Origin of the sequence: Rathayibacter sp. VKM Ac-2801 (assembly GCF_009834245.1) — a bacterium.
In the GTDB taxonomy this organism is placed as follows: Bacteria; Actinomycetota; Actinomycetes; order Actinomycetales; family Microbacteriaceae; genus Rathayibacter.
Genome location: NZ_CP047183.1, coordinates 2,747,005 through 2,771,020, shown reverse-complemented (window position 1 = coordinate 2,771,020; position 24,016 = coordinate 2,747,005). Strand labels below are relative to the sequence as shown.

Here is a 24,016-nt window from a genome sequence, read left to right as displayed (position 1 = left end):
GAGGGGTCCGCCGCAGGGATGTCGCGTGCCGCGATGCGCAGGATCGACGCCCCGGTGTACGGCATGCGCTCGATCACCCCCGTGACCGCGCTCGTAGACCGGTGCGCAGTGCTCTTGCGCCGCCTCGGCGACCACGCTTTCGTCTGCGGACCGACCGCGGCGCTCCTCTGGGGCGCTCCCCTCGACCTCTGCTGGGAGACGCGGACGACCATCGACGTCGCCGTCGAGGCGCCGGCCCGCGCACCGCACGCCGCCGGGCTCGCGGGCCGCTCCCTCCGGCTCGGAGCCGGTGACGTCCTCGCGGGGCGCAGCGGTCGGCTGACGAGTCCCGCGCGGACCTGGTGCGACCTCGGTGCGCTGCTCCCGCTCGCGGACCTCGTCGCCGTCGGCGACTTCCTCCTGCACGCACGACTGGTCGAGGCACCCGCCCTCGCGGCCGCCGTCGAGCGCTACCCGGGTCGCAGAGGACTCCGCGCCCAGAATGCGGCACTCGCTCTGCTTGACGGGCGGGCGGAGTCGCGGCCCGAGTCGCTGGTGCGCGTCGGACTCGTACGTGCCGGGATCGCCGGCGTCGAGCCGAACGTCGTGATCCGCGACCGGGCGGGCGGCTTCGTCGCTCGCGTCGACCTCTGCATCGCGTGGGCTCGCGTCGTGATCGAGTACCACGGCGACTACCACCGTGTCGAGAAGGGCCGCTGGCGTCGCGACCGGACGCGGATGAGCCGCCTCCGCGCGGCGGGCTGGCACGTCATCGAGCTCACAGCCGACGACCTCGCGGACCTTCCCGGCGTCATCGCGCTGGTCCAGGAGGCCCTCCGACGGTGAATCGCCCGAGAAGGCTCGTTTTCCTCGTCGGGAACGAGCCTTCTCGGGCGACTCAGCGCAGCGACCGGGGAGTCACCGTGGCGGCTAGGAGTTCAGCGCCGCGTCCACGATCGTGCGCGCCTCGGCCTGGACCTCGTGCAGGTGGTCGAGACCGCGGAAGCTCTCGGCGTAGATCTTGTAGACGTCCTCGGTGCCGGAGGGGCGCGCGGCGAACCAGGCGTCCTTGGTGACGACCTTGACGCCTCCGACGGCCGCGCCGTTGCCGGGGGCCTTCGAGAGCTTCGCGGTGATCTCGGACCCGGCGAGGGTCGTCGCCGCGATCGCGTCGCCGTCCAGCTTGCCGAGGGCCGCCTTCTGCGCCTTCGTCGCCACCGCGTCCACGCGCTCGTAGACCGGGTCGCCGAAGCGCTCGGTCAGCTCGCGGTAGAGCGCCGACGGGCTCTTCCCGGTGACCGCGACGATCTCGGAGGCGAGCAGAGCGAGGAGGATGCCGTCCTTGTCGGTGGTCCAGACGGTGCCGTCGAAGCGCAGGAACGAGGCGCCCGCGGACTCCTCGCCGCCGAAGCCCACCGATCCGTCGACCAGCCCGGGGACGAACCACTTGAAGCCCACCGGGACCTCCCACAGGCGCCGACCCAGCGACTCCGCGACCCGGTCGATGATGGAGGAGGAGACCAGCGTCTTGCCGATCGCCGCGTCCTCGCGCCAGCCGGTGCGGTGGCGGTAGAGGTAGTCGATCGCGACGGCCAGGTAGTGGTTGGGGTTCATCAGTCCGCCGTCGGGGGTGACGATGCCGTGCCGGTCCGCGTCGGCGTCGTTGCCGGTGAGGATGTCGAAGTCGCCGGCGCGCGCGACCACCGAGGCCATCGCGCTGGGGGAGGACGGGTCCATCCGGATCTTGCCGTCCCAGTCGAGGGTCATGAAGCCCCAGGCCGGGTCGACCTCGCCGTTCACCACGGTCAGGTCGAGGCCGTGCATCTCGGCGATCAGCTGCCAGTAGTGCACGGAGGCGCCGCCGAGCGGGTCGGCCCCGATCCGCACGCCGGCCTTCCGGATCGCGTCGAGGTCGATGATGTTCGCCAGGTCCGCGACGTAGTGCGTGCGGTAGTCGTAGGTCTCGACCGCGGAGGGCTCGGCCGAGGTCACGCCGCGGTTGCCGTCGGCGATGAGCTCGTTGGCCCGGTCCGCGATCCAGGTGGTCGCGTCGGAGTCGGCGGGGCCGCCGTGCGGCGGGTTGTACTTGAAGCCGCCGTCGCGGGGCGGGTTGTGCGAGGGGGTGACCACGATGCCGTCGGCCCGGTCGGTGTGCGCGGGGTCGTTGTTGTAGCGGAGGATCGCGTGGCTGAGCGCCGGGGTCGGCACGAAGTCGTCGAACTCGTCCACGAGCACGCGCACCTCGTTGCCCACCAGGACCTCGAGGGCGGTGGTGAGGGCCGGACGGGAGAGCCCGTGCGTGTCGGCGCCGATGAACAGCGGGCCGGTGATGCCCTGCCCCGTCCGGTACTCGACGATCGCCTGCGTGACTGCGGCGATGTGGTCCTCGTTGAAGGCCGTGTCGAACGAGGATCCGCGGTGGCCCGAGGTGCCGAACACCACCTTCTGAGCCGGGTCGGAGACGTCCGGCTTCTTCTCGTAGTACGCCCTCACGAGGGCCTCGACGTCGATGAGATCGGAGGCCTGTGCCGGCTTCCCTGCGCGATCGGTCATGCGGTCCATAGTGGCAGTCCGGCCCCCTCCAGGGGTACCGCGGCTGGCTAGGCTTGCGCCATGCCCGACAGCGCCCCCGAGACCCGTGCCTACAGCTATCTCGGGCCCAGCGGCACGTTCACGGAGGCGGCCCTCGCGCAGGTCCCGGAGGCGCGCGGACAGCTGTGGCGCAGCGTCGCGAACGTGGGCGAGGCGCTGAGCGATCTGGTCACCGGCCGCAGCGACGGCGCGGTGATCGCGATCGAGAACTCGGTCGAGGGCGGAGTGACGGCCGCGCAGGACGCGCTGGCGCGGATCCCGGGGCTGCGCATCGTCGGCGAGTACCTGGTGCCGGTGTCGTTCATCCTGGTCGGCCGCCCGGGGACGCGCCTCGAGGAGGTGCGCACCGTCGCCGCGCATCCCGTCGCCTACGGCCAGTGCCGGGTGTGGCTCGACCGCGAGATCCCCAGCCACGAGCACCTGCCCGCCTCCAGCAACGTCCAGGCCACCGTCGACCTGCTGGGCGGATCGCCCGCGGACGCCGCCATCGCCCCTCCCGGGATCGTCGCCCACCACGACGTCGCGGTGCTGGCGGAGCGGATCGGCGACAACCCGAACGCCGTCACGCGCTTCGTGCACGTCTCGCGCTCGCACGCGCTGCCCGAGCCGACCGGAGCCGACAAGACCAGCGTGATCGCCGAGCTCCCGGCCGATCAGCCCGGTGCTCTGCTCGACATGCTCGAGCAGTTCGCGACCCGCGGGGTGAACCTGAGCATGATCCAGTCGCGGCCGATCGGCGACGCCCTCGGCCGGTACCGGTTCGTCATCGACCTCGACGGGCACGTGCAGGACGAGCGGGTCGCCGACGCGCTGATGGGGCTGCGGCGCTTCAGCCCGAAGGTGATCTTCCTCGGCTCGTATCCGCGCGCTGACCGCCGCCCGGTCACCTCCGTGCGACGCTACGACGACGAGGTGTTCCTCGAGGCCCGCGACTGGCTGCGCGGGATCCTCTCCCACGAGCCGGAGGTCCACGATGACCGGGGACGACGATGACGGGTCGCGACGATGACTGATGACGGCGACGAACGGGTCGACCCGCGCTACGACCCGGCCTTCCAGCGCGGGTTCTCCGGACCGGTGGAGCGTCTGAGAGGCGACGAGCGGGCGTTCGCCAGACCCGGCACGGGTGCCGCCTCCGGCGCTCCCGCCGCCGCGCCCGGAGCCGCCGCTCGTCCCACGCCTCCGGAGTCCCGCGTGGTCCGTCCCGGCTCCTCGTCCGTGCCGGGACCGCGGCGCATCATGGCTCTGCCCGACATCGCGGGAGCCGCCGAGGGCCGCCGGTCGCACCGCCTCGGCGCCGAGACCGCGCCCGCACCCCTGCCGGAGCCGGCCGCGGAGCCCGCTCCCGCAGCGCCCGCCGAGCCCGCGCGCGAGGCGCCGCTGCTGCGGAACCCGTGGCTCTTCGTGCTCCTGCTGGCCGGTCTGGCAGGGACCCTGATCGGCCTCGCGCTCCTCTACACCGGCTACTCCTCGCCGCCCCCGCCCTACTACGGCGACTCCGACGTGCCCTCGCCCGCGTGGATCCAGCGGCAGCTCCTCTACTACTCCTGCATCCCCCTGCTGGGCTGCCTGCCGGCGTCGCTGCTGCTGGCGGTCGGAGTGGCCGCGCTGCGGTGGCGCGGTGTCGCCGTGCGGCCCCGCCTCGAGGAGCCGCGCGAGTCCGCGCAGCTCCTCGAGGCCGAGGCTCAGACTCCGGACGCGCCGAAGAGCAGGCCGAGGAGGTAGGTCACCAGGGCCGCGCCGTAGCCGATCCCGAGCTGGCGCAGCGCCCGGGCCAGGGGCGGAGCCCCCGAGAGCAGCCCGACGACCGCGCCGGTGGCGAGCAGGGCGATGCCCACGAGCACGCAGGCGACGACCACCGCGGCGAGCCCCGTCAGGCCGAGCAGGTAGGGCAGCACCGGGATGATCGCGCCCGAGGCGAAGAAGCAGAAGCTGGACAGGGCGGCGCCCATGCCCGTGCCGATCGACTCGTGCTCGTCGACGTCGGGATCTCCCGCGGGACCGCCCAGCGTGATGGGCGAGGTGACGGCGCCGCCGCGCAGGCCCGTGAAGACGGAGGCGGCGCGCTCGTCGGCCTGCTCCTGGGTCATCCCGCGCGCGCGGTAGACCAGGGCGAGCTCGTTCGCGTCGACGTCCAGGTCGGGGACGATGCGGTTCGCGTCGAGGTCCGGGCTGGAGGCCGAGAGCAGCTCGCGCTGCGAGCGCACCGAGACGAACTCGCCTGCACCCATCGAGAGGGCGCCGGCGAGCAGGCCCGCGATGCCCGTGAACAGGACGACGCCCGTCCCGACTCCGCTCGCTCCCACTCCGAGCACGAGGGCGAGGTTCGAGACCAGGCCGTCGTTCGCTCCGAAGACCGCCGCGCGGAACGTCCCGGAGAGGCGGTTCCGGCCGCGCTCGGCGAGCCCGCGGACGACCTCGCCGTGGATCCGCTCGTCGGCGGCCATCGCCTCGGTGGCGTCGTCGTCGTCGGCGTAGGGGGAGCGGGCCTCCGCGCGCTGGATCAGGGCGAGGACGAACACCGAGCCGAAGCGGCGGGTGAGGAAGCCGAGGAAGCGCGTGCGGAGGTCCGGGCGGGGCGCGGGCTCCGCCGCGGAGCCGAGCAGCTCGCGCCAGTGCTCCTCGTGGCGTCCCTCGGCCACGGCGAGCGCGAGCAGGATCTCCCGCTCCTCGCCGGTGCGGCGGCCGGCCAGGTCGCGGTAGACGGAGGCCTCGGCGAGCTCGTCGGCGAGATAGCGGCGCCAGCGGCGCACCTGCGCGGGAGTGGGGGTGGTGGTGGTGGTCGCCATGCGATCTCCTGGCTCGGGCCCGCCGACCCGCGCGAGAGGACCGGTCAGGACGTGCGTCGACTGACCGAAGGTCTCGTTCGCCCCGGCCGGAGCCGGGGTGGAGCGCCGGGCCCGGATCGTCCCGGACCAGCATGTCGACGCGCCTCGTCGTCCGCTCGGCGGACGGTGGGAACTACTCCCCTTCGCGGGGACCACCGTAGCCGACATCGGGGGAGTCCGCCCGGCGGATCCGCGGGCCGCAGGTCGGACGTCCGCCCGGCCCGGAGCCGGAGCAGGGTCGCGGAGGCTCGCGCCCGGTCAGAGCGAGGCGGTCGCCCGGGCGGCGCGGCGGGCCTGGCGCTCGTGCTCGGCGTCCAGGAGCGCGCGCGTGGCGGGGACCGCCAGGAACTCGACCAGGGTGTCCGTCTCCTCGACGATGCGCTCGGCGTGGTCGAGCGGGTCGGTGCGCAGGAGGCGGCGGGCGGCGGACGCGACGTGCGCGGGCTTCGCCGCGAGGGCGCGCACGCGCTCGTCGACGCGGCCGGCGAGGTCGGCGCGCGGCACGACCTCGGTGACGAGCTGCCACTCCAGCGCCTCGGCCGCGCGGACCGGGCGACCCGACAGCACGAAGTCCAGGGCGCGGCGGCGGCCGACGACCCGGGGGAGCGCGGCGGTGACTCCGACGTCCGGGACGAGCCCGACATCGCCGTACGCGCTGAGGAAGAGGGCGGCGGGAGTCGCGATCACGATGTCGGCGGCCAGAGCGAAGGCGATGCCGGCGCCGGCGACCATGCCGTCGATCGCGCAGACGACGACGGCGCGGCTGTCCTCGAGCAGGCGGATCACCTGGGCGGTCGTGGTCGCGACGTCGCGCAGGTAGTGGTCCGGGTGCTCGGAGCCCATGATCGCCGAGATGTCGCCGCCCGTGCAGAACGTGCGGCCGGCCGCGGCGATCACGATGACGGAGCAGCCGGCGTCGGCGTCGAGGTCGGCGACGGTGCTCAGCAGCAGTCGCGCGGTGCCGAGGTCGATCGCGTTGAGGGCGTCGGGGCGGTTGAGGGTGATCCGGGCGACGGAGCCGTCGCGCTCGAGGACGACGCCGGGGGTCGCGTCGAGGAGGGGGGTGGCGTGCATGGGAGAGCCTTCAGGGGAGCAGGGGTGTCGAACGCGGGGGGACGTTCTCGGGGGATGTCTCACATTCGCAGCCGTCCGCGCGATCGGATGCCTCCTCGCGGCCGATGCTCAGCCGGCCCGGGGGGTACGCGCGGGCGGCGGCCCGTCCCGGCCCTCCTCTACACTGCTGGGGTGATTGATCCCGTACTTCTGCGCGAGAACCCGGACGTCCTGAAGCGCTCGCAGGAGGCGCGCGGCGACTCCGTCGAGCTGGTCGACGAGGCGCTCGAGGCCGACCGCGTGCGCCGTGCGGCGATCACCGAGGCGGAGCGCCTCCGGGCCGAGCAGAACGCCTTCGGCAAGACCGTCGCCAAGGCGCCGAAGGACGAGAAGGCGGCCCTCGTCGCCGAGGCCCAGCGCCTCGCTGCCGCGGCCAAGCAGGCCCAGCACGAGGCCTCGGAGGCCGACGACGCCTTCACCGTGCTGGTGAAGCGCATCGCGAACCCGATCATCGAGGGCGTCCCCGCGGGCGGCGAGGAGTCGTTCGAGCTCGTCAAGACGGTCGGCGAGCGCCCGGTCTTCGACTTCGCCCCGCGCGACCACCTCGAGCTCGGCGAGCTGCTGGACGGCATCGACATGCAGCGCGGCGCGAAGGTCAGCGGCGCGCGCTTCTACTTCCTCAAGGGCCTGGTCGCCCGCCTCGAGATCGCCCTGATGAACCTGGGGCTCGAGAAGGCGCTCGCCGCCGGCTTCACGCCGCTGATCACGCCCACCCTGGTGCGCCCCGAGATCATGGACGGCACCGGCTTCCTCGGCGAGCACGACGACGAGGTGTACCGCCTCCGCGACGACGACCTCTACCTCACCGGCACCAGCGAGGTCGCCCTCGCCGGCTACCACGCCGACGAGATCCTCGATCTCTCCGGCGGCGCGAAGCGCTACGCGGGCTGGAGCACGTGCTACCGCCGCGAGGCGGGCTCGGGCGGACGGGACACCCGCGGCATCATCCGCGTGCACCAGTTCAACAAGCTCGAGATGTTCGTCTACACCCTCCCCGAGGACGCCGAGGCGGAGCACGCGCGCCTGCTCTCGTACCAGGAGGACATCCTGCAGAGCCTCGGCCTGCACTACCGCGTCATCGACACGGCGGCCGGCGACCTCGGCCAGAGCGCCGCGCGCAAGTTCGACGTGGAGGCCTGGGTCCCCACGCAGGAGACCTACCGCGAGCTGACCTCGACCTCGAACTGCACCACGTTCCAGGCCCGCCGCCTCGACACCCGCTACCGCACCGAGTCGGGGAGGACCGCCCCGGTCGCCACCCTCAACGGCACGCTCGCGACCACCCGCTGGATCGTCGCCCTCCTCGAGACCCACCAGCGGGCGGACGGCTCGGTGCTCGTCCCCGAGGCGCTGCGGCCCCACCTCGGCGGCCTCGAGGTGCTCGAGCCCGTCGCATGAGCGCGGCCCGCGCCTCCGGCCGCCGCCTCGTCGCGCTCGACATCGACGGCACCGTCATGCACGAGGACGGCACCATCACCCGCGCGGTGACGGACGCGATCGCCCGCGTGGCCGCCCAGGGCGACGAGGTGATGCTCGCCACCGGGCGCTCGCCCTCGTCCACCCTGCCCGTCGTCGAGCGGCTCGGGATCTCGCCCGAGTACGTGATCTGCTGCAACGGGGCGGTCACGCTCCGCCGCGACGCGTCCGGCGCCTACGTCCCCGAGACGGTCGAGACCTTCGACCCGACCGAGGTCCTCGAGACCATCCGCCGCTCCCTCCCCGACGCGCACTACGCCGTCGAGGACGCGGACGGCGCCTTCTTCTACACCGAGGCCTTTCCCGGCGGCGCCGTGATGGGGGCCGAGACGACCCACGTCCCCTTCGGGGAGCTGCTGGGCCGGCAGTGCACCCGCGTCGTCGTGATCTCGCCCGAGACCGGCATCGACGAGTTCACCGTGCTGGTCGAGGAGATGGGCCTGCACCAGGTCAGCTACGCGATCGGCTGGACCGCCTGGCTCGACATCGCCCCGCACGGGGTCAACAAGTCCACCGCGCTCGAGGTCGTCCGCGAGGAGCTGGGCATCGAGCGGAGCGACGTGGTCGCGCTGGGCGACGGCCGCAACGACATCGAGATGCTCACCTGGGCCGCCGCCGAGGGCGCAGGGCTGGCGATGGGCCAGGCGCCGGACGAGGTGCGCGCCGTGGCCTCCGCCGTGATCCCCTCGGTCCACCAGGACGGCGTGGCGGTCGCGCTCTCAGCGCTGCGCTGACCACGGCCCCGCGCGCTCGGCGGTTACTATCGGGTGTCGCTCCTGCGGGAGCGGCCGGGAGGGCTGTCCGAGCGGCCGATGGAGCCAGTCTTGAAAACTGGTGGGCGGAAACGTCTCGTGGGTTCGAATCCCACGCCCTCCGCCACAGCGTCCCGTCCCCGACGCCGACCTGCGCCGGCGTCTTCCGACGCCCGTCCTGGCGTGCGACGACGGAAGGCCGCCCGCTCTCCTTCGGAACGCGCCACCCCTCTGTATAGGATTGCGCGACGCCCGGGATCGACACCCGGCCCTCACCTCCGCACCACTGACGCCTCGACACCGGGAGACGGATGCGCCGCACGGGCCCCTCGATACAGACTCGCGACACTCCGCGCACGCCGCGCCCCTTCGTGCGGCACGGCCGCCAGAAGCGGCACACCCTGGCGCGGACGCTGGTGAAGGGAGCCGCCTTAGTGGGCGGAGTCGGCGTGGTCGCCTCGGTGTCGGTGGTCGCGATCGCGGCGACGCTGATCGTCCAGTCGGTGCAGCCGTCGGTCGACCTGCACCCGGTCGCGGCCGGGTCCAGCGTCGAGGCCGGAGGCGCTCCGGAGATCGGCGCTCTGGAGGGCGGCTTCAACGTCCTCGTCGTCGGCAGCGACTCGCGGAAGGGCCAGGGCGACGCCTACGGCGACCCCGACGAGGAGACGAGCGTCCTCAACGACGTCAACATGCTGATGCACGTCTCGGCCGACCACAGCAACGCCACGGTCGTGAGCTTCCCCCGCGACATGTACGTCGACATCCCGGAGTGCGTGAACGCGGCCACGGGCGAGACGATCCCCGCCAGGTACGACACCAAGATCAACGAGGCGATGGGCAGCGACGTCAGCCTCGGCTGCGTGGCGGGGGTCGTCGAGGACCTCATGGGCGTCCGGGTCGACTACGGCGCGGTCGTGCAGTTCAACGGCGTGATCGAGATGTCGAACGCGGTCGGCGGAGTCGACGTCTGCGTCGCGACCGAGATCGCGGACCCCTACACGAACACCTACCTCGAGCCGGGCGTGCACAGTCTCGAGGGCATGGCGGCGCTGCAGTTCCTCCGCAGCCGCCACGGCATCGGCGACGGCAGCGACCTGACCCGCATCAGCAACCAGCAGGTCTTCCTCTCGGCACTCGTGCGCCAGATCAAGAGCGCGGACACCCTCCTCAACCCGGTCGCGCTCTACGGGCTCGCGAAGGCGGCGCTGGGCAACATGACCCTCTCGACCGGTCTCGACAACGTGAACACGATGGTCCAGATGGGGCTCGCGCTGAAGGACGTCGACCTCGCGGACGTCGTCTTCGCGCAGTACCCGACCGGAGCGACTCCGAGCGGGGTGGAGCCGGACCGCGCCGCGGGCGACGTCCTGGCGAGCGCCCTGCAGACCGATCAGCCGATCGCCATCACCGGCGGCACGGGCGCCGGCGCGACGGTGGAGGGCGAGGCTGCGGCCCCGGCCGACACCGCCGCTCCCTCGGGCCCGGCGACCGCCGATCCGCTCGCGACGGCCGAGGCGGCACCCGGCACTCCTGCAGCGACTCCCGAGGACGGATCCAAGGTTGCCCTGCCAGAATCGGTCACCGGCCAGAGCGCCGACCAGCAGACCTGCTCGGTCGGCTTCTTCGGCTGAGCCGAGGGCGGGCGGCACCACGGGTGCTCTCCTCCTCGCGCGCTGACTCCGGGACGACACGCGTCCCGCAGCCGAGAGAGAGTACGACCCGATGAGCCCACGCGCGTCCACCCGGACCACAGCAGCACGGCACGGCCGCCTGCGCCGTCAGAGCGGCGTGCGCTTCGCCGCGCGGATCCTCGCGGCCTGCGTGGGCGTCGGCGTGCTCAGCGCGGTCTGCATCGTGGCGATCGCCGCCTCGATGATCGCCGGGAGCGCGCGCCCCTCCGTCGACCTCGGGATCGATTCGGGCGGGGGCGAGGTCCCCGAGATCGGGGCGATCGAGGGCGGCGTCAACATCCTGCTCGCCGGCAGCGACAGCGCCGACGGATCGGCTGCCGGAGCCTACGGCGAGCGTGCCGAGAACCTCAACGACGTCACGATGCTCATGCACATCTCGGCCGATCACTCGACCGTGGAGGTCGTCAGCTTCCCCCGGGACCTCTACGTCCCGATCCCCTCCTGCACCGACCCGGCCACCGGAGCCGTCTCGGACGCGGTGGACTCGGCGAAGATCAACACCTCGCTGGAGGCGGGCGGGCTGGCGTGCACCGTGCAGACGGTCGAGCAGCTGACCGGGCTCGAGATCCCCTACGCGGCACTGATCCAGTTCGAGGGCGTCATCGAGATGTCGAACGCGGTCGGTGGAGTGGACGTCTGCGTCGCCACGCCGATCCAGGACGAGTACACGGGCCTGAACCTCGACGCCGGCACGCACACGCTCGTCGGCGCCGAGGCTCTGGCGTTCCTCCGCACCCGGCACGGCGTCGGCGACGGCAGCGACCTCACGCGGATCTCGAGCCAGCAGGTCTACCTGTCGTCGCTCGTCCGCAAGGTGAAGAGCGCGTCGACGCTCTCGAACCCGGTGAACCTCTACGGCCTCGCGAAGGCGGCCGTCTCGAACATGCAGCTCTCGACCTCACTCGAGAACGTGAACACCCTCGTGTCGATCGGCCTCGCGGTGAAGGACGTCGACCTCGCGAACGTGGTCTTCGTGCAGTACCCGACCTTCATCGACGGCAACGGCGTGTACCCGAGCGAGGACGCGGCGGCGGCGCTGAACGCGGCGCTCCTCGCCGACCAGCCGATCGCGCTGAGCGGCACCACCGGCGGCGGCTCGCAGTCGACGGGGGAGGAGCCCGGGGCGACCGGCGCTCCGGCGGCCACGGAGGCGCCGGCCACCGACGCTCCCGCGACCGACGCCCCCGCGACCGACGCCCCCGCGACGAGCGCACCCGACGGGCCGGTCACCCTTCCGAGCGACGTCTCCGGGCAGACCGCGCAGCAGGAGACCTGCACGATCGGCCGGCCCCTCTCGGACCAGTAGCCGACGCGCCCCGCCCTCCCGCGGAGGGGTGGGCGCCCGTGTCGCGAGGCCCTCGCGCGTGCGGTTATGATGGTCGTCGTGCGTCCGCCAGCGGGCGCTCAGGAGTCGTCGCATAGTCCGGTCGAGTGCACCACCCTGCTAAGGTGGAGAACCCTTTATTGGGTTCCGTGGGTTCAAATCCCACCGACTCCGCACCTCCCGAAGGCCCTGCTCACGCGGGGCCTTCGTCGTTCCCGGCGGTGCCGGTGCCTCCCGGCCGACGTTGCGCGGGCCGCGTCCGGCTCCGGCGGCCGTCGTCCGCGGCGCCGCGGTCGCCCGGGCTCCGCCGTCGATCCGCCGGGCGGGTGCGCTCCCCGAGCGGCTACCCTGATCGGATGCCCAGCCCGATCCTCGACGCCCTGTCCGCCCCTCCCGCGCGGAGGGACGTCGCCTCGATCCGCGGCGCTCTCGCCGAGGTCGCGATCGGCGACTCGGTGCGCGTCCTCGTCCGCTCCCCGCGCTACGGCCTCTACGGGATCGAGGGGATCGTCCGCCAGGCCGTCGGCGGCGAGCTCGTCGTCGCCGACGTCTTCCTCGGCACGGGGACCGAGATCCAGAGCATCGCCCTGGCTCCGGACGCCGACGAGGTCGGCGGGGAGCGCTCGGCCGAGGGGCTCGAGCACGGGGATCCGGTGCGCGTGGCGTTCTCGACCCCGGCGCTCGGATCGTTCACGATCACCGGCCCGCTGACGGCCGGCGGCCGCGACGGATTCCTCCTCGTCGGCAGCTGGATCGTCGCGGACGGCGGCGAGCCCGGCCGCCACGTCGACCGCATCGAGCGCCTGGCGGAGGTCGGCGTCCACGAGAAGCACGTCCCCGGGCACCGCTCGGCCGTCGAGGAGTAGCCCCTCAGCTCTGGCAGTGCGGGCACCAGTAGGTGACCCGCAGCTGCAGCTCGTCGTCGCCGAGCTCGCCGCGCTCGATCGGAGTGCCGCAGCGCCGGCAGGGCTTGCGGTCGCGGCCGTAGACCCAGAGCTGCTGGCCCGGGCGCAGGTTGCCGGTCGTCGTGCGCTCGATCCGCTCGCGGTTCACGGTGATGAGCCGCTTCGCGAGCGCGATGGTGCGCACGAGGTCGCCGCTCGCGCCGACCGGACGCGTGGGCAGCACGCCGCGCAGGAAGCACAGCTCGGCGCGGTAGACGTTGCCGAGCCCGGCCATGATCCGCTGGTCGAGCAGCGCGAGCCCGATCGGCCGCTCCGGGTCGGCGGACAGGCGTCGCAGCGCCTCGTCCGCGTCCCAGTCGGCGCCGAGCAGATCGGGACCCAGGTAGCCGACGACGTCCTCCTCGGCCGAGCGCGGGACGATCTCGAGGAGCCCGAGCTCGAAGCCGACCGCTTGCCAGTCCTCGGTCTCGAGGACGATCCGGGCCTGGAACGCCGGCCGGTGCCACTTCGGCCGCTCGCCCTCGCCGCGGGCGTAGAGGTGCCAGCTCCCCTCCATCTTGAGGTGGGAGTGGATCAGCGCGTCGCCGACCCGCATCAGCAGGTGCTTGCCGCGGGGGACGACCTCGTCGATCGTCTCGCCCGTGAGGTCGACCGTCGCGTACTTCGGCACGCGGACGTCGCACCGGGTCAGGACCTCGCCGTCCAGCGCCTCGGCGAGGTTGTGGGCGGATCGGTAGACGGTGTCACCCTCGGGCACGCGGGCTCCCTCCGGCGCTCACGAGCGCATCCTCAGGCCGCGCGGATTCGCGACGAAGCCGGCGGCGACGAGTGCGTCGCCGAAGGGCGTGCCGAGCGCGAAGACGCCGTCGATCTTCTCGACGGTGAGCTTCTCGACCCCCCGGGAGCGCACCAGCTGCGAGAGGGCGCCGGCCGCGTCGGCGAGGGCCGCCTCGTCGGCGGTGAAGGTGAGGGCGGTCTTGCCGCCGCGCTCGAGGTAGACCGCGAGCGCTCCGTCGACGACGGCGACCAGCGCGCCGGCCTTCCGACCGGGGCGGTGCCCCTCACCCTGCGGCCACGGCAGAGCGGCGCCGAACGGATTGGCGGGGTCGGTCGCCGCGAGGGCGAGCACCGGCCGCGAGCGCTCCTGCGCCTCGTCCTGCGGGGCGAACGTGCGCAGCCGGTCGACGCTGCCGGCGGTGCCGAACTGCGCGGCTCCCAGCTTCTCGATGAAGTAGCCCCTCCGGGCGCGGCCCTGCTGCTCGAAGCCGCTGAGCACCTTGTAGGCGAGGGCGAAGCCGCCGAGGACGCCCTCGGCCTGCACGGAGCCGCGGGTGACGATCCCGTACCGCTCGAGCAACGTCTCGCCGAGCGCGTGCCCGCGGATCGTCGCGTCCGACTCCGCGAGCGGCACGATCGACCAGCGGCCGCCGGCGGTCGGCGGCCCCACGCGGGTGGCCATCGTGGGGCGGGCGGTCATCCGGCCCCGGGGTGCGCGGGCGCGGGCGGGGGCGCGCGGCTGGCGGTGCGCGCCGCCGGTCGAGCCGACGAGGGTGCGCAGCGGCGCCAGGGTGTCGTTCGTGACGAGCCCCGCCCAGACCAGCTCCCACAGGGCCTCGACGAGCCCGGCGTCGTCCGTGGAGCCGACGGCGTCGGAGAGCTGGCGGAAGAAGTAGCCCCCGCCCGAGCCGAGCACGCCGACGATCTCCTGCTGGAGCTCGGTCAGCGTCACGGACTCTGCGGCGGGGACGGGGAGGGTCAGCCCGGCCGTGTCGGCGAGGTGGAGGCTGACCCAGCCGTCGTTGCCGGGGAGGGTGCCCGCACCGGCCCAGAGGACCTCGCCGGTCGCGGTGAGCTCGTCGAGCATCGCGGGGGAGTAGTCCCGCACCCGCGCGGGCAGGATCAGCGACTCCCAGGCGGACGCGGGGATGGGCGCGCCGGCCAGCTGGTCGATCACGGAGGCGACTCCGTCGATGCCGCGGAGCGAGCCGCCGACGTGCTGCCAGGCGGGGAGGAAGCGGGCGTACGCGGCCGCGTCGACCGGCTCCACCTCCTTGCGGAGCGCGGCGAGCGAGCGGCTGCGCAGGCGGCGCAGCACCTCGGCGTCGCACCACTCGGTTCCGGTGCCGGTGGGGCGGAACTCGCCCTCCGAGACGCGGCGCTCGCCCGCGAGGCGGCGCAGGGTGTCGGTGACGACCGCGACGCCGAGGCCCAGGCGGGTGGCGACGGCGGCGGCGGTGAAGGGCCCGTGTGTGCGGGCGTAGCGGGCGACGAGGTCGCCGAGCGGATCGCGGACCGGGTCGATGAAGGCGACGGGGACGCCGATCGGCAGGGGCACGCCGAGGGCGTCGCGGAGCCGGGAGGCGTCCTCCATCGCGGCGTACCGCTGCTCGCCGCCGAGTCCCACGGGCAGGACGCGCTTGGCCTTCACGAGCGCGGCCACGTCGGCCTCGAGCACCGCGCGCTCGATCGCGGGCGCCTTCGCGACGTCCGCCGAGGCGACCGACTCGTCGACCAGGCGCTCCCCGAGCTCGTCGAGCGTCAGCGGCCCGAGCAGCCGGAGCAGGTCGGCGGCGCCCTCGAGCCCGCGGAGGCGCCGCTCGGGCTCGACGCGCTGCAGCTCGCGCTCGATCTGCGCGAGGACCGCCGGGTCGAGCAGCTCGCGGAGCTCCGCCCGGCCGAGCAGCTCGCCGAGGAGCGTCGCGTCGACCGAGAGCGCGGCGGCGCGGCGCTCCGCGAGCGGGCTGTCGCCCTCGTACATGAAGGCCGCGACGTAGCCGAAGAGCATCGACCGCGCGAACGGACTGGCGGTCGGCGTCTCGACCTCGAGGATCCGCAGCTCGCGTCCGTCCAGCCGCGCGGCCAGCCGGAGCAGCGCGGGCAGGTCGTAGACGTCCTGGAGGCACTCGCGGACGGTCTCGAGGATGATCGGGAAGGTCGGGTAGGTGCGCGCGACGTCGAGCAGCTGCGCCGCCCGCTGCCGCTGCTGCCAGAGCGGGGAGCGCTTGCCCGGGTTGTACCGCGGGAGCAGGAGCGCCCGCGCCGCGCACTCGCGGAACCGGGCGGCGAAGAGGGCGGAGCCGCCGACCTCGCTCGTGACCAGCTGCTCCAGCTCCTCGCGCTCGAACAGGAACAGCTCGGAGCCCGGCGGCTCCGACTCGGTGTCCGGGATCCGCACGACGATGCCGTCGTCCCCGGCCATCGCCGCTCCGTCGACGCCGTGCCGCTCGCGGACGCGGGCGCCGATGGCGAGCGCCCAGGGCGAGTGCACCTGCATCCCGTACGGGGAGTGCAGCACCAGCCGCCAGTCGCCCAGCTCGTCGCGGAAGCGCTCGAGCACGAGGGTCCGGTCGTCCGGGATCTGCCCCGTGGCCAGGCGCTGCTCGTCGAGGAACGAGAGGAGGTTGTTGGTCGCGTACTCGTCGAGCCCGGCCGCCGTGCAGCGCTCGCGGGCCGTCTCGGGAGCGGCGGCGCCCACCTCGCGAGTGAACGCCCCGATCGCCTCGCCGAGCTCGGCGGGGCGCCCCTGCGAGTCGCCCTTCCAGAACGGGAGGCGCCCCGGCTCGCCGAACGCGGGCGTCACGATCACGCGGTCGTAGGTGATCTCCTGGATGCGCCAGCTGGTGGCTCCGAGCGCGAAGACGTCGCCGACGCGGGACTCGTAGACCATCTCCTCGTCGAGCTCGCCGACGCGGTTGCCGGTCGAGCCCGGCTCGCCGACCATGAAGACGCCGAAGAGCCCGCGGTCGGGGATCGTGCCGCCGCTGGTGACGGCGAGGCGCTGGGCCCCGGGCCGGCCGGTGAGCGTGTTCGCGTCGCGGTCCCAGACGAGGCGCGGCCGCAGCTCGGCGAACTGGTCGGAGGGGTAGCGGCCCGAGAGCAGGTCGAGGGTCGCCTCGTAGGCGGAGCGGGGCAGGGACACGAAGGGGGCGCTGCGGCGGACGGTGTCGAACCAGTCGTCCACGTCGAGGCTCTCGAGGGCCGTCGCGGCGACGGTCTGCTGGGCGAGGATGTCGAGCGGGTTCGCGGGGACGGCGATCGCCTCGATCAGGCCCGAGCGCATCCGCTCCGTCGTCACGGCGGAGTGGAGCAGGTCGGCCCGGTGCTTGGGGTAGAAGGACCCGCGCGAGACCTCGCCGACCTGGTGGCCGGCGCGGCCCACGCGCTGCAGCGCGCTCGCGACCGAGGGCGGCGTCTCGACCTGGACGACGAGGTCGACCGCGCCCATGTCGATCCCGAGCTCGAGGCTCGAGGTCGCGACCACGCAGCGCAGCCGGCCGGACTTCAGGTCGTCCTCGATGATCGCCCGCTGCTCCTTGCTCACCGAGCCGTGGTGGGCGCGGGCGAGCAGCGGCTCCTCGTCGGGCGCGGACTGCCCGCTGCCGCTCGTGCCCCCGGCCGCTCCCATCGCCTCCGCGGGGGAGCGGCGGACGGAGGAGGCGGCCGCCTCGGCGAGCAGGGCCCCGACCGCGACGGGCTCGCCCGCCTCGCGCGCCCGCTCCGCCGCGAGCTCGCGGCGCTCCGCGTAGATCTCGTTCAGCCGGGCGGTCAGCCGCTCGGCGAGGCGGCGCGAGTTCGCGAAGACGATGGAGGAGGTGTGCGCGAGGACCCGGTCGACGATCGACTCCTCGACGTGCGGCCAGATCGACCCGCTCTGCGGACCGGTGGCCCCCATCGTCGAGCCGTCCTGCGGAGCCGCCGTCCCCAGCTCGGACATGTCCTCGACCGGGACGACGACGCTGAGGTCCCACTGCTTCTCGGACGCCGGAGCCACGATCGCGACGGGGGAGCGGCCGGCGAGGAACCGGGCCACCTCCTCGCGCGGGCGCACCGTCGCCGAGAGGCCGATGCGCTGCACCGGCTTCGGGAGCAGGGCGTCGAGGCGCTCGAGGGAGACGGCGAGGTGCGCTCCGCGCTTGGTCGACGCGACCGCGTGGACCTCGTCGACGATGACCGTCTCGACGCCGCGGAGCGACTCGCGCGCCGCCGAGGTGAGCATGAGGTAGAGCGACTCGGGGGTCGTGATCAGGATGTCCGGCGGCGTCTTCTGCAGCACGCGCCGCTCGGCGGCGGGCGTGTCTCCCGACCGCACCCCGACGGTGACCGTGGCCGGCGCGCTGCCGATGCCCTCGGCGCTCAGCCGCAGCGCCGTCTGGGTGACGCCGACGAGCGGCGAGCGCAGGTTGCGCTCGACGTCGACTCCGAGCGCCTTCAGCGGCGAGACGTAGAGCACGCGCGTGCGGTGCTGCGGATCCTCCGGCGGCGGGCCCTGCACGAGCCGGTCGATCGCCCAGAGGAAGGCCGAGAGCGTCTTGCCGGAGCCGGTGGGAGCGACCACGAGGGCGTGCGCGCCGCTCGAGATGGCCGACCAGGCGCCCTCCTGGGCGGCGGTCGGCGCCGGGAACGCGCCCTCGAACCACGCGCGCGTGGCGGGGGAGAAGCGCTCGAGGACATCCGGCATGCACCCATCCTCCCTGCCACCTCCGACATTGCCGGGGCCGCGGCCCGGGGGCGAGCCCTTGACTCGGGGGAGCCCGCCCGTCAGGCGAAGCCGAGACGCACGAACGTGCCGATGTCGGCGAGCTCGGCCTGGCCGACTCCGTGGGCGACGCCCTCGTAGACCCGGGCGTCGAGCGCCGTGTGCTCCGGGAACCAGGCCGCCGCGTCCCGCACGAGCTCCTCCGGGATCACTGCGTCGAGCGTCCCGCGGCCCCAGAACACCGGAGGACGCTCCCGGGCGAGCCGCTCGTCCGCGTCGTCGCCCTCGGCGAGCGGGACCACGAAACCGGACAGGGCGACCGCGAAGGCGAAGCGGCCCGGCGCGCGGCGCAGCAGCTGCACCGCCAGAGCGGCGCCCTGGGAGAAGCCCAGCAGTCCGACCGGTCCCGGGTGCCCCAGCGCGTCCAGCCACTCGATCACCCCCGCCGTCGCCGCCTCGACGGCCTCGGGGTCGGCCCGCGGCTCGTCCGGCACCAGCGGCACCCGGAGGGGCCACCACGCGTTCGCCCCGCCGCCCAGGGCGAGCGGAGCCCGGAGGGACGCGAGGACCGGCTCCAGCGGCAGGTAGGCGCCGAGAGAGAACAGGTCCCCCTCGTGCGAGCCGTACCCGTGCAGCAGCACCAGGAGGGGCCTGCCGACGCGGTCGCGCTCGGAGGAGGACCACAGCACCGCGTTCGCGTCGATTCCCATCCCACCATCATCCCCCTGAGCGCGGGATCGCCGCCGCCGGTCGGAACACCAGCCGCGAAGGGTGAGAATGGCAGCATGAGCGTGCGCACCCCTGACCCGAACTCCGGGTGGCTGTCCGACGACGAACTCGCCGAGATCCGCCGGCGGCTCCCGCTGCTGTACGTGGAGGCCGTGCCCGTCCGCGTCGACGGGCTCGGGCAGGTCACCGAGGTCGGCGTGCTCCTGCGCGCGACGTCCTCCGGCCAGATCACCCGCACGATCGTGTCCGGCCGCGTGATGTACGGCGAGACGCTGCGCGACGCGCTGTTCCGGCACCTCGAGAAGGACCTCGGCCCCATGGCCTTCCCCCTCCTGCCGGCGAGCCCGCTCCCCTTCCACGTCGCCGAGTACTTCCCCATGCCCGGCATGGGGCCGTTCACCGACGACCGCCAGCACGCGGTCTCCCTCGCCTACGTCGTTCCCGTCACCGGCACGTGCGACCCCCGCCAGGACGCCCTCGAGCTCACCTGGATGACCCAAGACGAGGCCTGCTCCGACGCGATCTCCGCCGAGATGGAGGGCGGGCGGGGCGCGCTGCTCCGCGCCGCGCTCGCTTCCGTGGGGCGTCTGTCCTAGCGGCGCGGAGCGGCCGCAGTGTTTCGTTCTGCGCGCCGCAAGGCGGCGCGCCGCGGTCGGCTCTCGGGGATGGTCGGGCGGGTGGAGCGTCGGGCGTTCGCCTAGACCGATTCGCTGGCACGCGAATCGCCCGTTCGGCTCGTGGATCCGGTGTCCACTCGGCCTCGGCGACCGGGCGAGAAGAGGTGGCGGCGCTGCCCGACGACGGCGCAGCGGAGGTCATCGCCGACTCACGACGGGGTGAGGACTTCGGGACCTCCCCGTGCGGGCTTCGCTCCGAGATGTGAAGCGGGAACGACGAAGGGCCGGGGCCTGCGACCAGTAGTCGCGGGCCCCGGCCCCTCGTGATGCTGTCGTCCTATTCAGGACGAGCGCTGTAGTGCGATCACCGATCGCCCCGCCCCCGGACCGGCCGCTACCCGCAAGGCGAATGGGCGATCCGCGTGCGAGCGGATCGGCTCAGCCGGTCGCGACACGCTCTGCGCAGCGCGACCGTCCTGGCAGCCGACTGCGGTGCGCCGCTGCGCGGCGCACGATCGGACTCAGCCCTGCGCGCGGCGGCCGCCACGGCGGGCGCCGCCGCCGGCGGACTCGCGGGCGGGAGCCGCCGAGGCTGCTCCGCTGGTCGCGGTGCTGTAGAACGAGCGCGATCCGCCCGAGGTCGAGGGGGCGCCGGCGGCCGAGCGGCTGCGGCCTCCGCGCGCGCCGCCGCGAGCGGGTCCCTCGGCGGCGGTGCGGTCGCGGCGGGGGCGGTCGCCTCCGCCGGTCGCGGCACCCGTCGAGCGTCCGCCGCGGGGTGCGGCGGTGCCCTCGGTGCGGGCCGCGCGCTTGCGCTGCGCGTTGGCGCCCTGCGAGCGTCCGCCCTGCGACTGGCCGCGGACGGGCTCGACGACGGCGCTGGGGGTGACGTACGGAGCGACGTCGCCGACGAGCTTCGCGACGGCGGCCGAGTCGGCCGTCACCTGCTGGGGCGCGACCTGGATCGCGGCCTTGCGGAGGAGGGTCTTCACGTCGCTGCGCTGCGTGGGCAGCACGACGGTGACGACGTCTCCCTCGCTGCCGGCGCGGGCGGTGCGGCCCGAGCGGTGCAGGTACGCCTTGTGCTCCATCGGCGGGTCGACGTGGATGACGAGCTCGACGTCGTCGACGTGCACGCCGCGGGCGGCGACGTCGGTGGCGACGAGGACCTTGACGGTGCCGGCGCCGAACGCGGCGAGGTTGCGGTCGCGGGCGACCTGCGAGAGGTTGCCGTGCAGGTCGACCGCGGGGATGCCCTGGCCGGTGAGCTGCTTGGCGAGCTTCTTCGCGTGGTGCTTGGTGCGCATGAAGAGGATGCGGCGGCCGGTGCCGGACGCGAGGGTCTTCACGAGGGCGTTCTTGGCGTCGAGGCCGTCGACCTCGAACACGTGGTGGGTCATCAGCGCGACGGGCGAGTTGGCCTCGTCGACCGAGTGGAGCACCTCGTTCTGCAGGTACTTCTTGACCAGCTTGTCCACGCCGTTGTCGAGCGTCGCGGAGAACAGCAGGCGCTGTCCGCCGCGGGGGGTCTTGTCGAGGATGCGCGTGACGACCGGCAGGAAGCCGAGGTCGGCCATGTGGTCGGCCTCGTCGAGCACGGTGATCTCGACGGCGTCGAGGTTCACGAAGCCCTGCTTCATCAGGTCCTCGAGGCGGCCCGGGCACGCCACGACGATGTCGACGCCCTGCTTGAGCGCGGCGACCTGGCGCTGCTGCGAGACGCCTCCGAAGATCGTGGTGGTGACGATGCCGTACGCGTCGGCGAGGGGCTGCATCGCGGCGGTGATCTGCGTGGCGAGCTCGCGGGTCGGCGCGAGGACGAGTCCGAGCGGGCGGCCGGGGCGGCGGCGTCCGCCGGAAAGCGATCCGCCGAGGCGGGCGATCATCGGGATGGAGAAGGCGAGGGTCTTGCCGGAGCCGGTCTTGCCGCGGCCGAGGACGTCGCGTCCGCCGAGAGTGTCGGGCAGCGTGTCGACCTGGATCGGGAAGGGCTCGGTGATGCCGCTCGCGGCGAGCGCGGCCACGAGAGGGGCCGGCACGCCGAGGGCGCTGAAGGAGAGGGGGGTGTTCGACATGGAGTGGTGCCTTTCGGGGGCATCATGCCGATCGAGGACGCGCGGGCGGTGGCCGGTGGCGCGGGTGATCGGCGTTCGGGCGAAGGTGACGGTGGTCACATCCGTTCGCCGTACGATTCGGTGCGCGCGGCCGGGGGCCTCATGCACGTGCGCCAGATGGTCGGGACGGATCCTCGACGGTCAGAGTCCTAGGGGACAAGGGGCGTTCTACGACGCGGGTGAACGCAGTCGCTGCGCTCGCACCACCCCACTCTAGTGGATGCCGATCCATCCGCGCATCGCGGCCTGCACGCGGGAGCCGTCCCGGTCGCTCAGCTTGGTCCCGACGAAGTCGCCCGCCCAGTCCGAGGTCTGCACGCGGAAGGGCGGCTCCTGGTCGCGCAGGGTCTTCAGGATCACGGCGGCGACGTCGGACGGGTCCTGCGCGTGGGTCGAGGAGAAGGACGACGCGGCGCGGTCGAGGTAGGCGCCGAGCGCCGGGGCGTAGGGGCCGGCCTGCGCGAGCATCGCCCTCGCGTCGATGCCGACGTTCTCGACGAAGCTGCTGCGGACCGCTCCCGGCTCGATCAGCGACACGTGGACGCCGACGGAGGCGGCGACCGGGGCGAGCGCCTCGAAGAAGCCCTCGACCGCGAACTTCGCCGCGCAGTAGTCCTCATTGAAGGGCTGCCCGATCGCGCCGCCGACGCTCGAGACGGTGACGATGCGGCCGCGGGACGAGCGCAGCATCGGCAGTGCGGCACGGGTGACCGCGACGGTGCCGAAGAAGTTGACCTCCATCACGCGACGGAGCTCCTCCGGATCCTCCAGCTCGAGGGTGCCGAGGTGGCCGGCTCCGGCGTTGTTCACGAGGGCGTCGAGACCGCCGAGCTCCTCCTCCACGGCGCGAAGGCATCCGGCGACGGACTCCGCGTCGGTCACGTCGAGCGCCCGCAGGTCGAGCTCGACGCGGGCCTCGGCGGCGGCGGCGCGCAGTCCCTCCGCCCGCTCCGGATCCCGCACCGTGGCGACCACCCGCCAGCCCGCGCGCGCGGCCGCGATCGCGGTGGCGCGGCCGATGCCGGTGGAGGTTCCAGTGACGAGAAGGACGGGACGGGGCATGCGGCTCTCCTGCTTTCCGGCACGGGACGGCGCCGCCCGGAGGCTATCGGCCGACCCTCCGAGAACGTCCAGGGTCGGCGTCAGCCCCGGTACCGCTCGCCGACCGGCACCTCGACCGCCAGCCGGTTGCCCGCCTGGGCGAGCGGGCAGGCCCAGGCCGGATCGTAGGCGCAGGAGGGGTTGTAGGCGAAGTTGAAGTCGAGCACCAGCGTCCCCGGGGCGGAGCCCGGGCCGAGGTCGGCGCCCTTCACGGTGTCCAGGAGGTAGCGGCCGCCCCCGTAGGTCCCGCCGGAGGTCCCCGCGAGGGCGTCCTTGACCGGCAGGAACAGGCCTCCGCCGTAGGACGCGAGCCGCCAGACGTCGAGGCTGCCGGCGTCGGGGATCTCGACCGTGCCGATCAGCTCGAAGGGGACGGTGCCGTCGGTGCCGGTCTCCACGTCCATCCGGCGCGCCTCCTCGGCGGGGGCCACCTCGAGCTCGAAGCGCCAGGCCGCGTCGTAGGGCGCGATCGGCAGCGAGCGGAAGTGCGCGCGGTCCGCGGGGAGGAGAGGAGTGGAGGGGTGCTGCGCGAAGAGCGCGTTGCGCCCGCGGATCCACGACGCGTGCGCGGCGAGCAGGTCCACGTTCGAGAGCCGGCGCACCTCCGCGTAGAGGGCCTGGACGTGGCGGCGCCAGTCCGAGACCTCGACCGCGGTCGTGAGGCGGCGGCGTGGCGAGACGCTCTCGTCGTCCTGCTCGTCCTCCTCGGCGGAGGGCCACTGGAGGCGCAGGAGCTCCGAGCGCGACAGCTCGGTCTCCTCCTCGGCGACGCCGTCGGGGCTCATGCGGCGGACTCCCCGCGCGGGCGGGTGTCGGCGCCGAGATCGTGGCGCCAGGAGGGGGCGAGGGAGCGGATGCGGATGCCGCGCCACTGCCAGAACGCCCACATCGACGGCCAGAGCGCGGCCGAGGCGAGGCCCGCCGAGAACTCGAGGCGGTCCCGGAAGAGCGTGCGCCCGTCCGGGAGCGGGGCCACGGCCATGCGGTGGTCCCACGCGGTGATCAGGCGGAGGGAGCCGGTGAGCGGTCCGCCGCTGTCGCGCAGGATCCGCACGTCCGGCATCGAGGGGACGCGGCGGTAGGAAAGGTCGATCTCCTGCGCTCCCATCGGCACGATCCCGAGGGCGTCCATCGCGACCTCGTGGGAGCCCAGCCCCCAGGTCGGGCGGAAGCCGCCCTCGTCCAGCGACGCGGCGGTCAGGAGCGGGGACATCACCTCCCGGAACACGGCCGGACTCTGCAGGGCGCGCCAGGCGGAGTCGGCGTCGGTGTCGAGCACGTGCTTGAGCATCACCTTCACGAGGGACATCCTCCTCCGCCCG

19 protein-coding genes and 2 tRNA genes are annotated in these 24,016 nt (G+C 73.7%); 11 read left to right on the top strand and 10 right to left on the bottom strand.

Annotation, left to right across the window (positions count from 1 at the left end; genetic code table 11):
- Positions 1–33 precede the first annotated feature (33 nt).
- Positions 34–825, top strand: coding sequence for a DUF559 domain-containing protein (locus tag GSU45_RS12895; RefSeq protein WP_159915456.1), 792 nt, complete (start codon positions 34–36; stop codon positions 823–825).
- 84 nt (positions 826–909) lie between these two features.
- On the opposite strand, the gene pgm is transcribed toward GSU45_RS12895, so the two are convergent.
- A complete protein-coding gene (gene pgm / locus GSU45_RS12890) occupies positions 910–2,532 on the bottom strand; it encodes a phosphoglucomutase (alpha-D-glucose-1,6-bisphosphate-dependent) (protein ID WP_159915455.1) in 1,623 nt (540 codons plus the stop codon).
- A gap of 60 nt (positions 2,533–2,592) precedes the next feature.
- On the opposite strand from pgm, the gene pheA reads away from it, so the two are divergent.
- Positions 2,593–3,564 (top strand): prephenate dehydratase, encoded by a 972-nt coding sequence (gene pheA / locus GSU45_RS12885; RefSeq protein ID WP_159915454.1) that lies wholly within the window; start codon positions 2,593–2,595, stop codon positions 3,562–3,564.
- 12 nt (positions 3,565–3,576) lie between these two features.
- Positions 3,577–4,296, top strand: coding sequence for a hypothetical protein (locus tag GSU45_RS12880; RefSeq protein WP_159915453.1), 720 nt, complete (start codon positions 3,577–3,579; stop codon positions 4,294–4,296).
- Here the strand turns inward: GSU45_RS12880 and GSU45_RS12875 are convergent.
- Both GSU45_RS12875 and GSU45_RS12870 read right to left on the bottom strand, forming a co-directional pair.
- On the bottom strand, positions 4,257–5,360 hold the full coding sequence (locus GSU45_RS12875) for a VIT1/CCC1 family protein (RefSeq protein ID WP_159915452.1): 1,104 nt from the start codon (positions 5,358–5,360) through the stop codon (positions 4,257–4,259). The two genes, GSU45_RS12880 and GSU45_RS12875, sit on opposite strands and share 40 nt — an antisense overlap.
- A gap of 297 nt (positions 5,361–5,657) precedes the next feature.
- Positions 5,658–6,473 (bottom strand): enoyl-CoA hydratase/isomerase family protein, encoded by an 816-nt coding sequence (locus GSU45_RS12870; protein WP_159915450.1) that lies wholly within the window; start codon positions 6,471–6,473, stop codon positions 5,658–5,660.
- Between the two features lie 171 nt (positions 6,474–6,644).
- Between GSU45_RS12870 and serS the strand changes: the two genes are divergently transcribed.
- The 7 genes from serS to GSU45_RS12835 all read left to right on the top strand — a co-directional run bounded on the left by serS (position 6,645) and on the right by GSU45_RS12835 (position 12,621).
- Positions 6,645–7,910 carry a serine--tRNA ligase gene (gene serS / locus GSU45_RS12865; RefSeq protein ID WP_159915448.1) on the top strand — a complete coding sequence of 422 codons (1,266 nt, stop codon included), beginning with the start codon at positions 6,645–6,647 and terminating at the stop codon, positions 7,908–7,910.
- Entirely contained in the window at positions 7,907–8,722 is an 816-nt protein-coding gene (locus tag GSU45_RS12860) for an HAD family hydrolase (RefSeq protein WP_159915446.1), read from the top strand. The genes serS and GSU45_RS12860 overlap by 4 nt, the downstream gene beginning before the upstream one ends.
- Positions 8,723–8,779: 57 nt before the next feature.
- A tRNA-Ser gene (locus GSU45_RS12855) sits at positions 8,780–8,867 on the top strand.
- A gap of 184 nt (positions 8,868–9,051) precedes the next feature.
- Positions 9,052–10,371, top strand: coding sequence for an LCP family protein (locus GSU45_RS12850; protein ID WP_159915444.1), 1,320 nt, complete (start codon positions 9,052–9,054; stop codon positions 10,369–10,371).
- 91 nt (positions 10,372–10,462) lie between these two features.
- A complete protein-coding gene (locus GSU45_RS12845; RefSeq protein WP_159915442.1) occupies positions 10,463–11,737 on the top strand; it encodes an LCP family protein in 1,275 nt (424 codons plus the stop codon).
- 101 nt (positions 11,738–11,838) lie between these two features.
- Positions 11,839–11,929: transfer RNA gene (locus GSU45_RS12840), tRNA-Ser, on the top strand.
- Positions 11,930–12,111: 182 nt separating this feature from the next.
- Positions 12,112–12,621 (top strand): hypothetical protein, encoded by a 510-nt coding sequence (locus GSU45_RS12835; RefSeq protein WP_159915440.1) that lies wholly within the window; start codon positions 12,112–12,114, stop codon positions 12,619–12,621.
- Between the two features lie 4 nt (positions 12,622–12,625).
- Here the strand turns inward: GSU45_RS12835 and GSU45_RS12830 are convergent, their stop codons facing one another.
- The 3 genes from GSU45_RS12830 to GSU45_RS12820 form a co-directional block, all read right to left on the bottom strand.
- Positions 12,626–13,417 (bottom strand): DNA-formamidopyrimidine glycosylase family protein, encoded by a 792-nt coding sequence (locus GSU45_RS12830; protein ID WP_159915438.1) that lies wholly within the window; start codon positions 13,415–13,417, stop codon positions 12,626–12,628.
- Positions 13,418–13,435: 18 nt separating this feature from the next.
- Positions 13,436–18,118, bottom strand: coding sequence for an ATP-dependent helicase (locus tag GSU45_RS12825; RefSeq protein ID WP_159915436.1), 4,683 nt, complete (start codon positions 18,116–18,118; stop codon positions 13,436–13,438).
- A gap of 80 nt (positions 18,119–18,198) precedes the next feature.
- A complete protein-coding gene (locus GSU45_RS12820; RefSeq protein ID WP_159915434.1) occupies positions 18,199–18,846 on the bottom strand; it encodes an alpha/beta hydrolase-fold protein in 648 nt (215 codons plus the stop codon).
- Between the two features lie 75 nt (positions 18,847–18,921).
- On the opposite strand from GSU45_RS12820, the gene GSU45_RS12815 reads away from it, so the two are divergent.
- Positions 18,922–19,461 (top strand): NUDIX hydrolase family protein, encoded by a 540-nt coding sequence (locus GSU45_RS12815; protein ID WP_159915432.1) that lies wholly within the window; start codon positions 18,922–18,924, stop codon positions 19,459–19,461.
- 542 nt (positions 19,462–20,003) lie between these two features.
- On the opposite strand, the gene GSU45_RS12810 is transcribed toward GSU45_RS12815, so the two are convergent.
- The 4 genes from GSU45_RS12810 to GSU45_RS12795 form a co-directional block, all read right to left on the bottom strand.
- Entirely contained in the window at positions 20,004–21,554 is a 1,551-nt protein-coding gene (locus GSU45_RS12810; RefSeq protein WP_159915430.1) for a DEAD/DEAH box helicase, read from the bottom strand.
- 252 nt (positions 21,555–21,806) lie between these two features.
- Positions 21,807–22,655: an SDR family NAD(P)-dependent oxidoreductase gene (locus GSU45_RS12805; RefSeq protein ID WP_159915428.1), complete on the bottom strand. Its 849-nt coding sequence runs from the start codon at positions 22,653–22,655 to the stop codon at positions 21,807–21,809.
- A gap of 80 nt (positions 22,656–22,735) precedes the next feature.
- The gene (locus tag GSU45_RS12800; protein ID WP_159915426.1) at positions 22,736–23,479 is read right to left on the bottom strand and encodes a DUF1684 domain-containing protein; all 744 of its coding nucleotides are present in this window, start codon (positions 23,477–23,479) and stop codon (positions 22,736–22,738) included.
- The gene (locus GSU45_RS12795; RefSeq protein ID WP_244248113.1) at positions 23,476–24,003 is read right to left on the bottom strand and encodes a hypothetical protein; all 528 of its coding nucleotides are present in this window, start codon (positions 24,001–24,003) and stop codon (positions 23,476–23,478) included. Before GSU45_RS12795 ends, GSU45_RS12800 begins: the two co-directional genes overlap by 4 nt.
- Between the last annotated feature and the right edge of the window lie 13 nt (positions 24,004–24,016).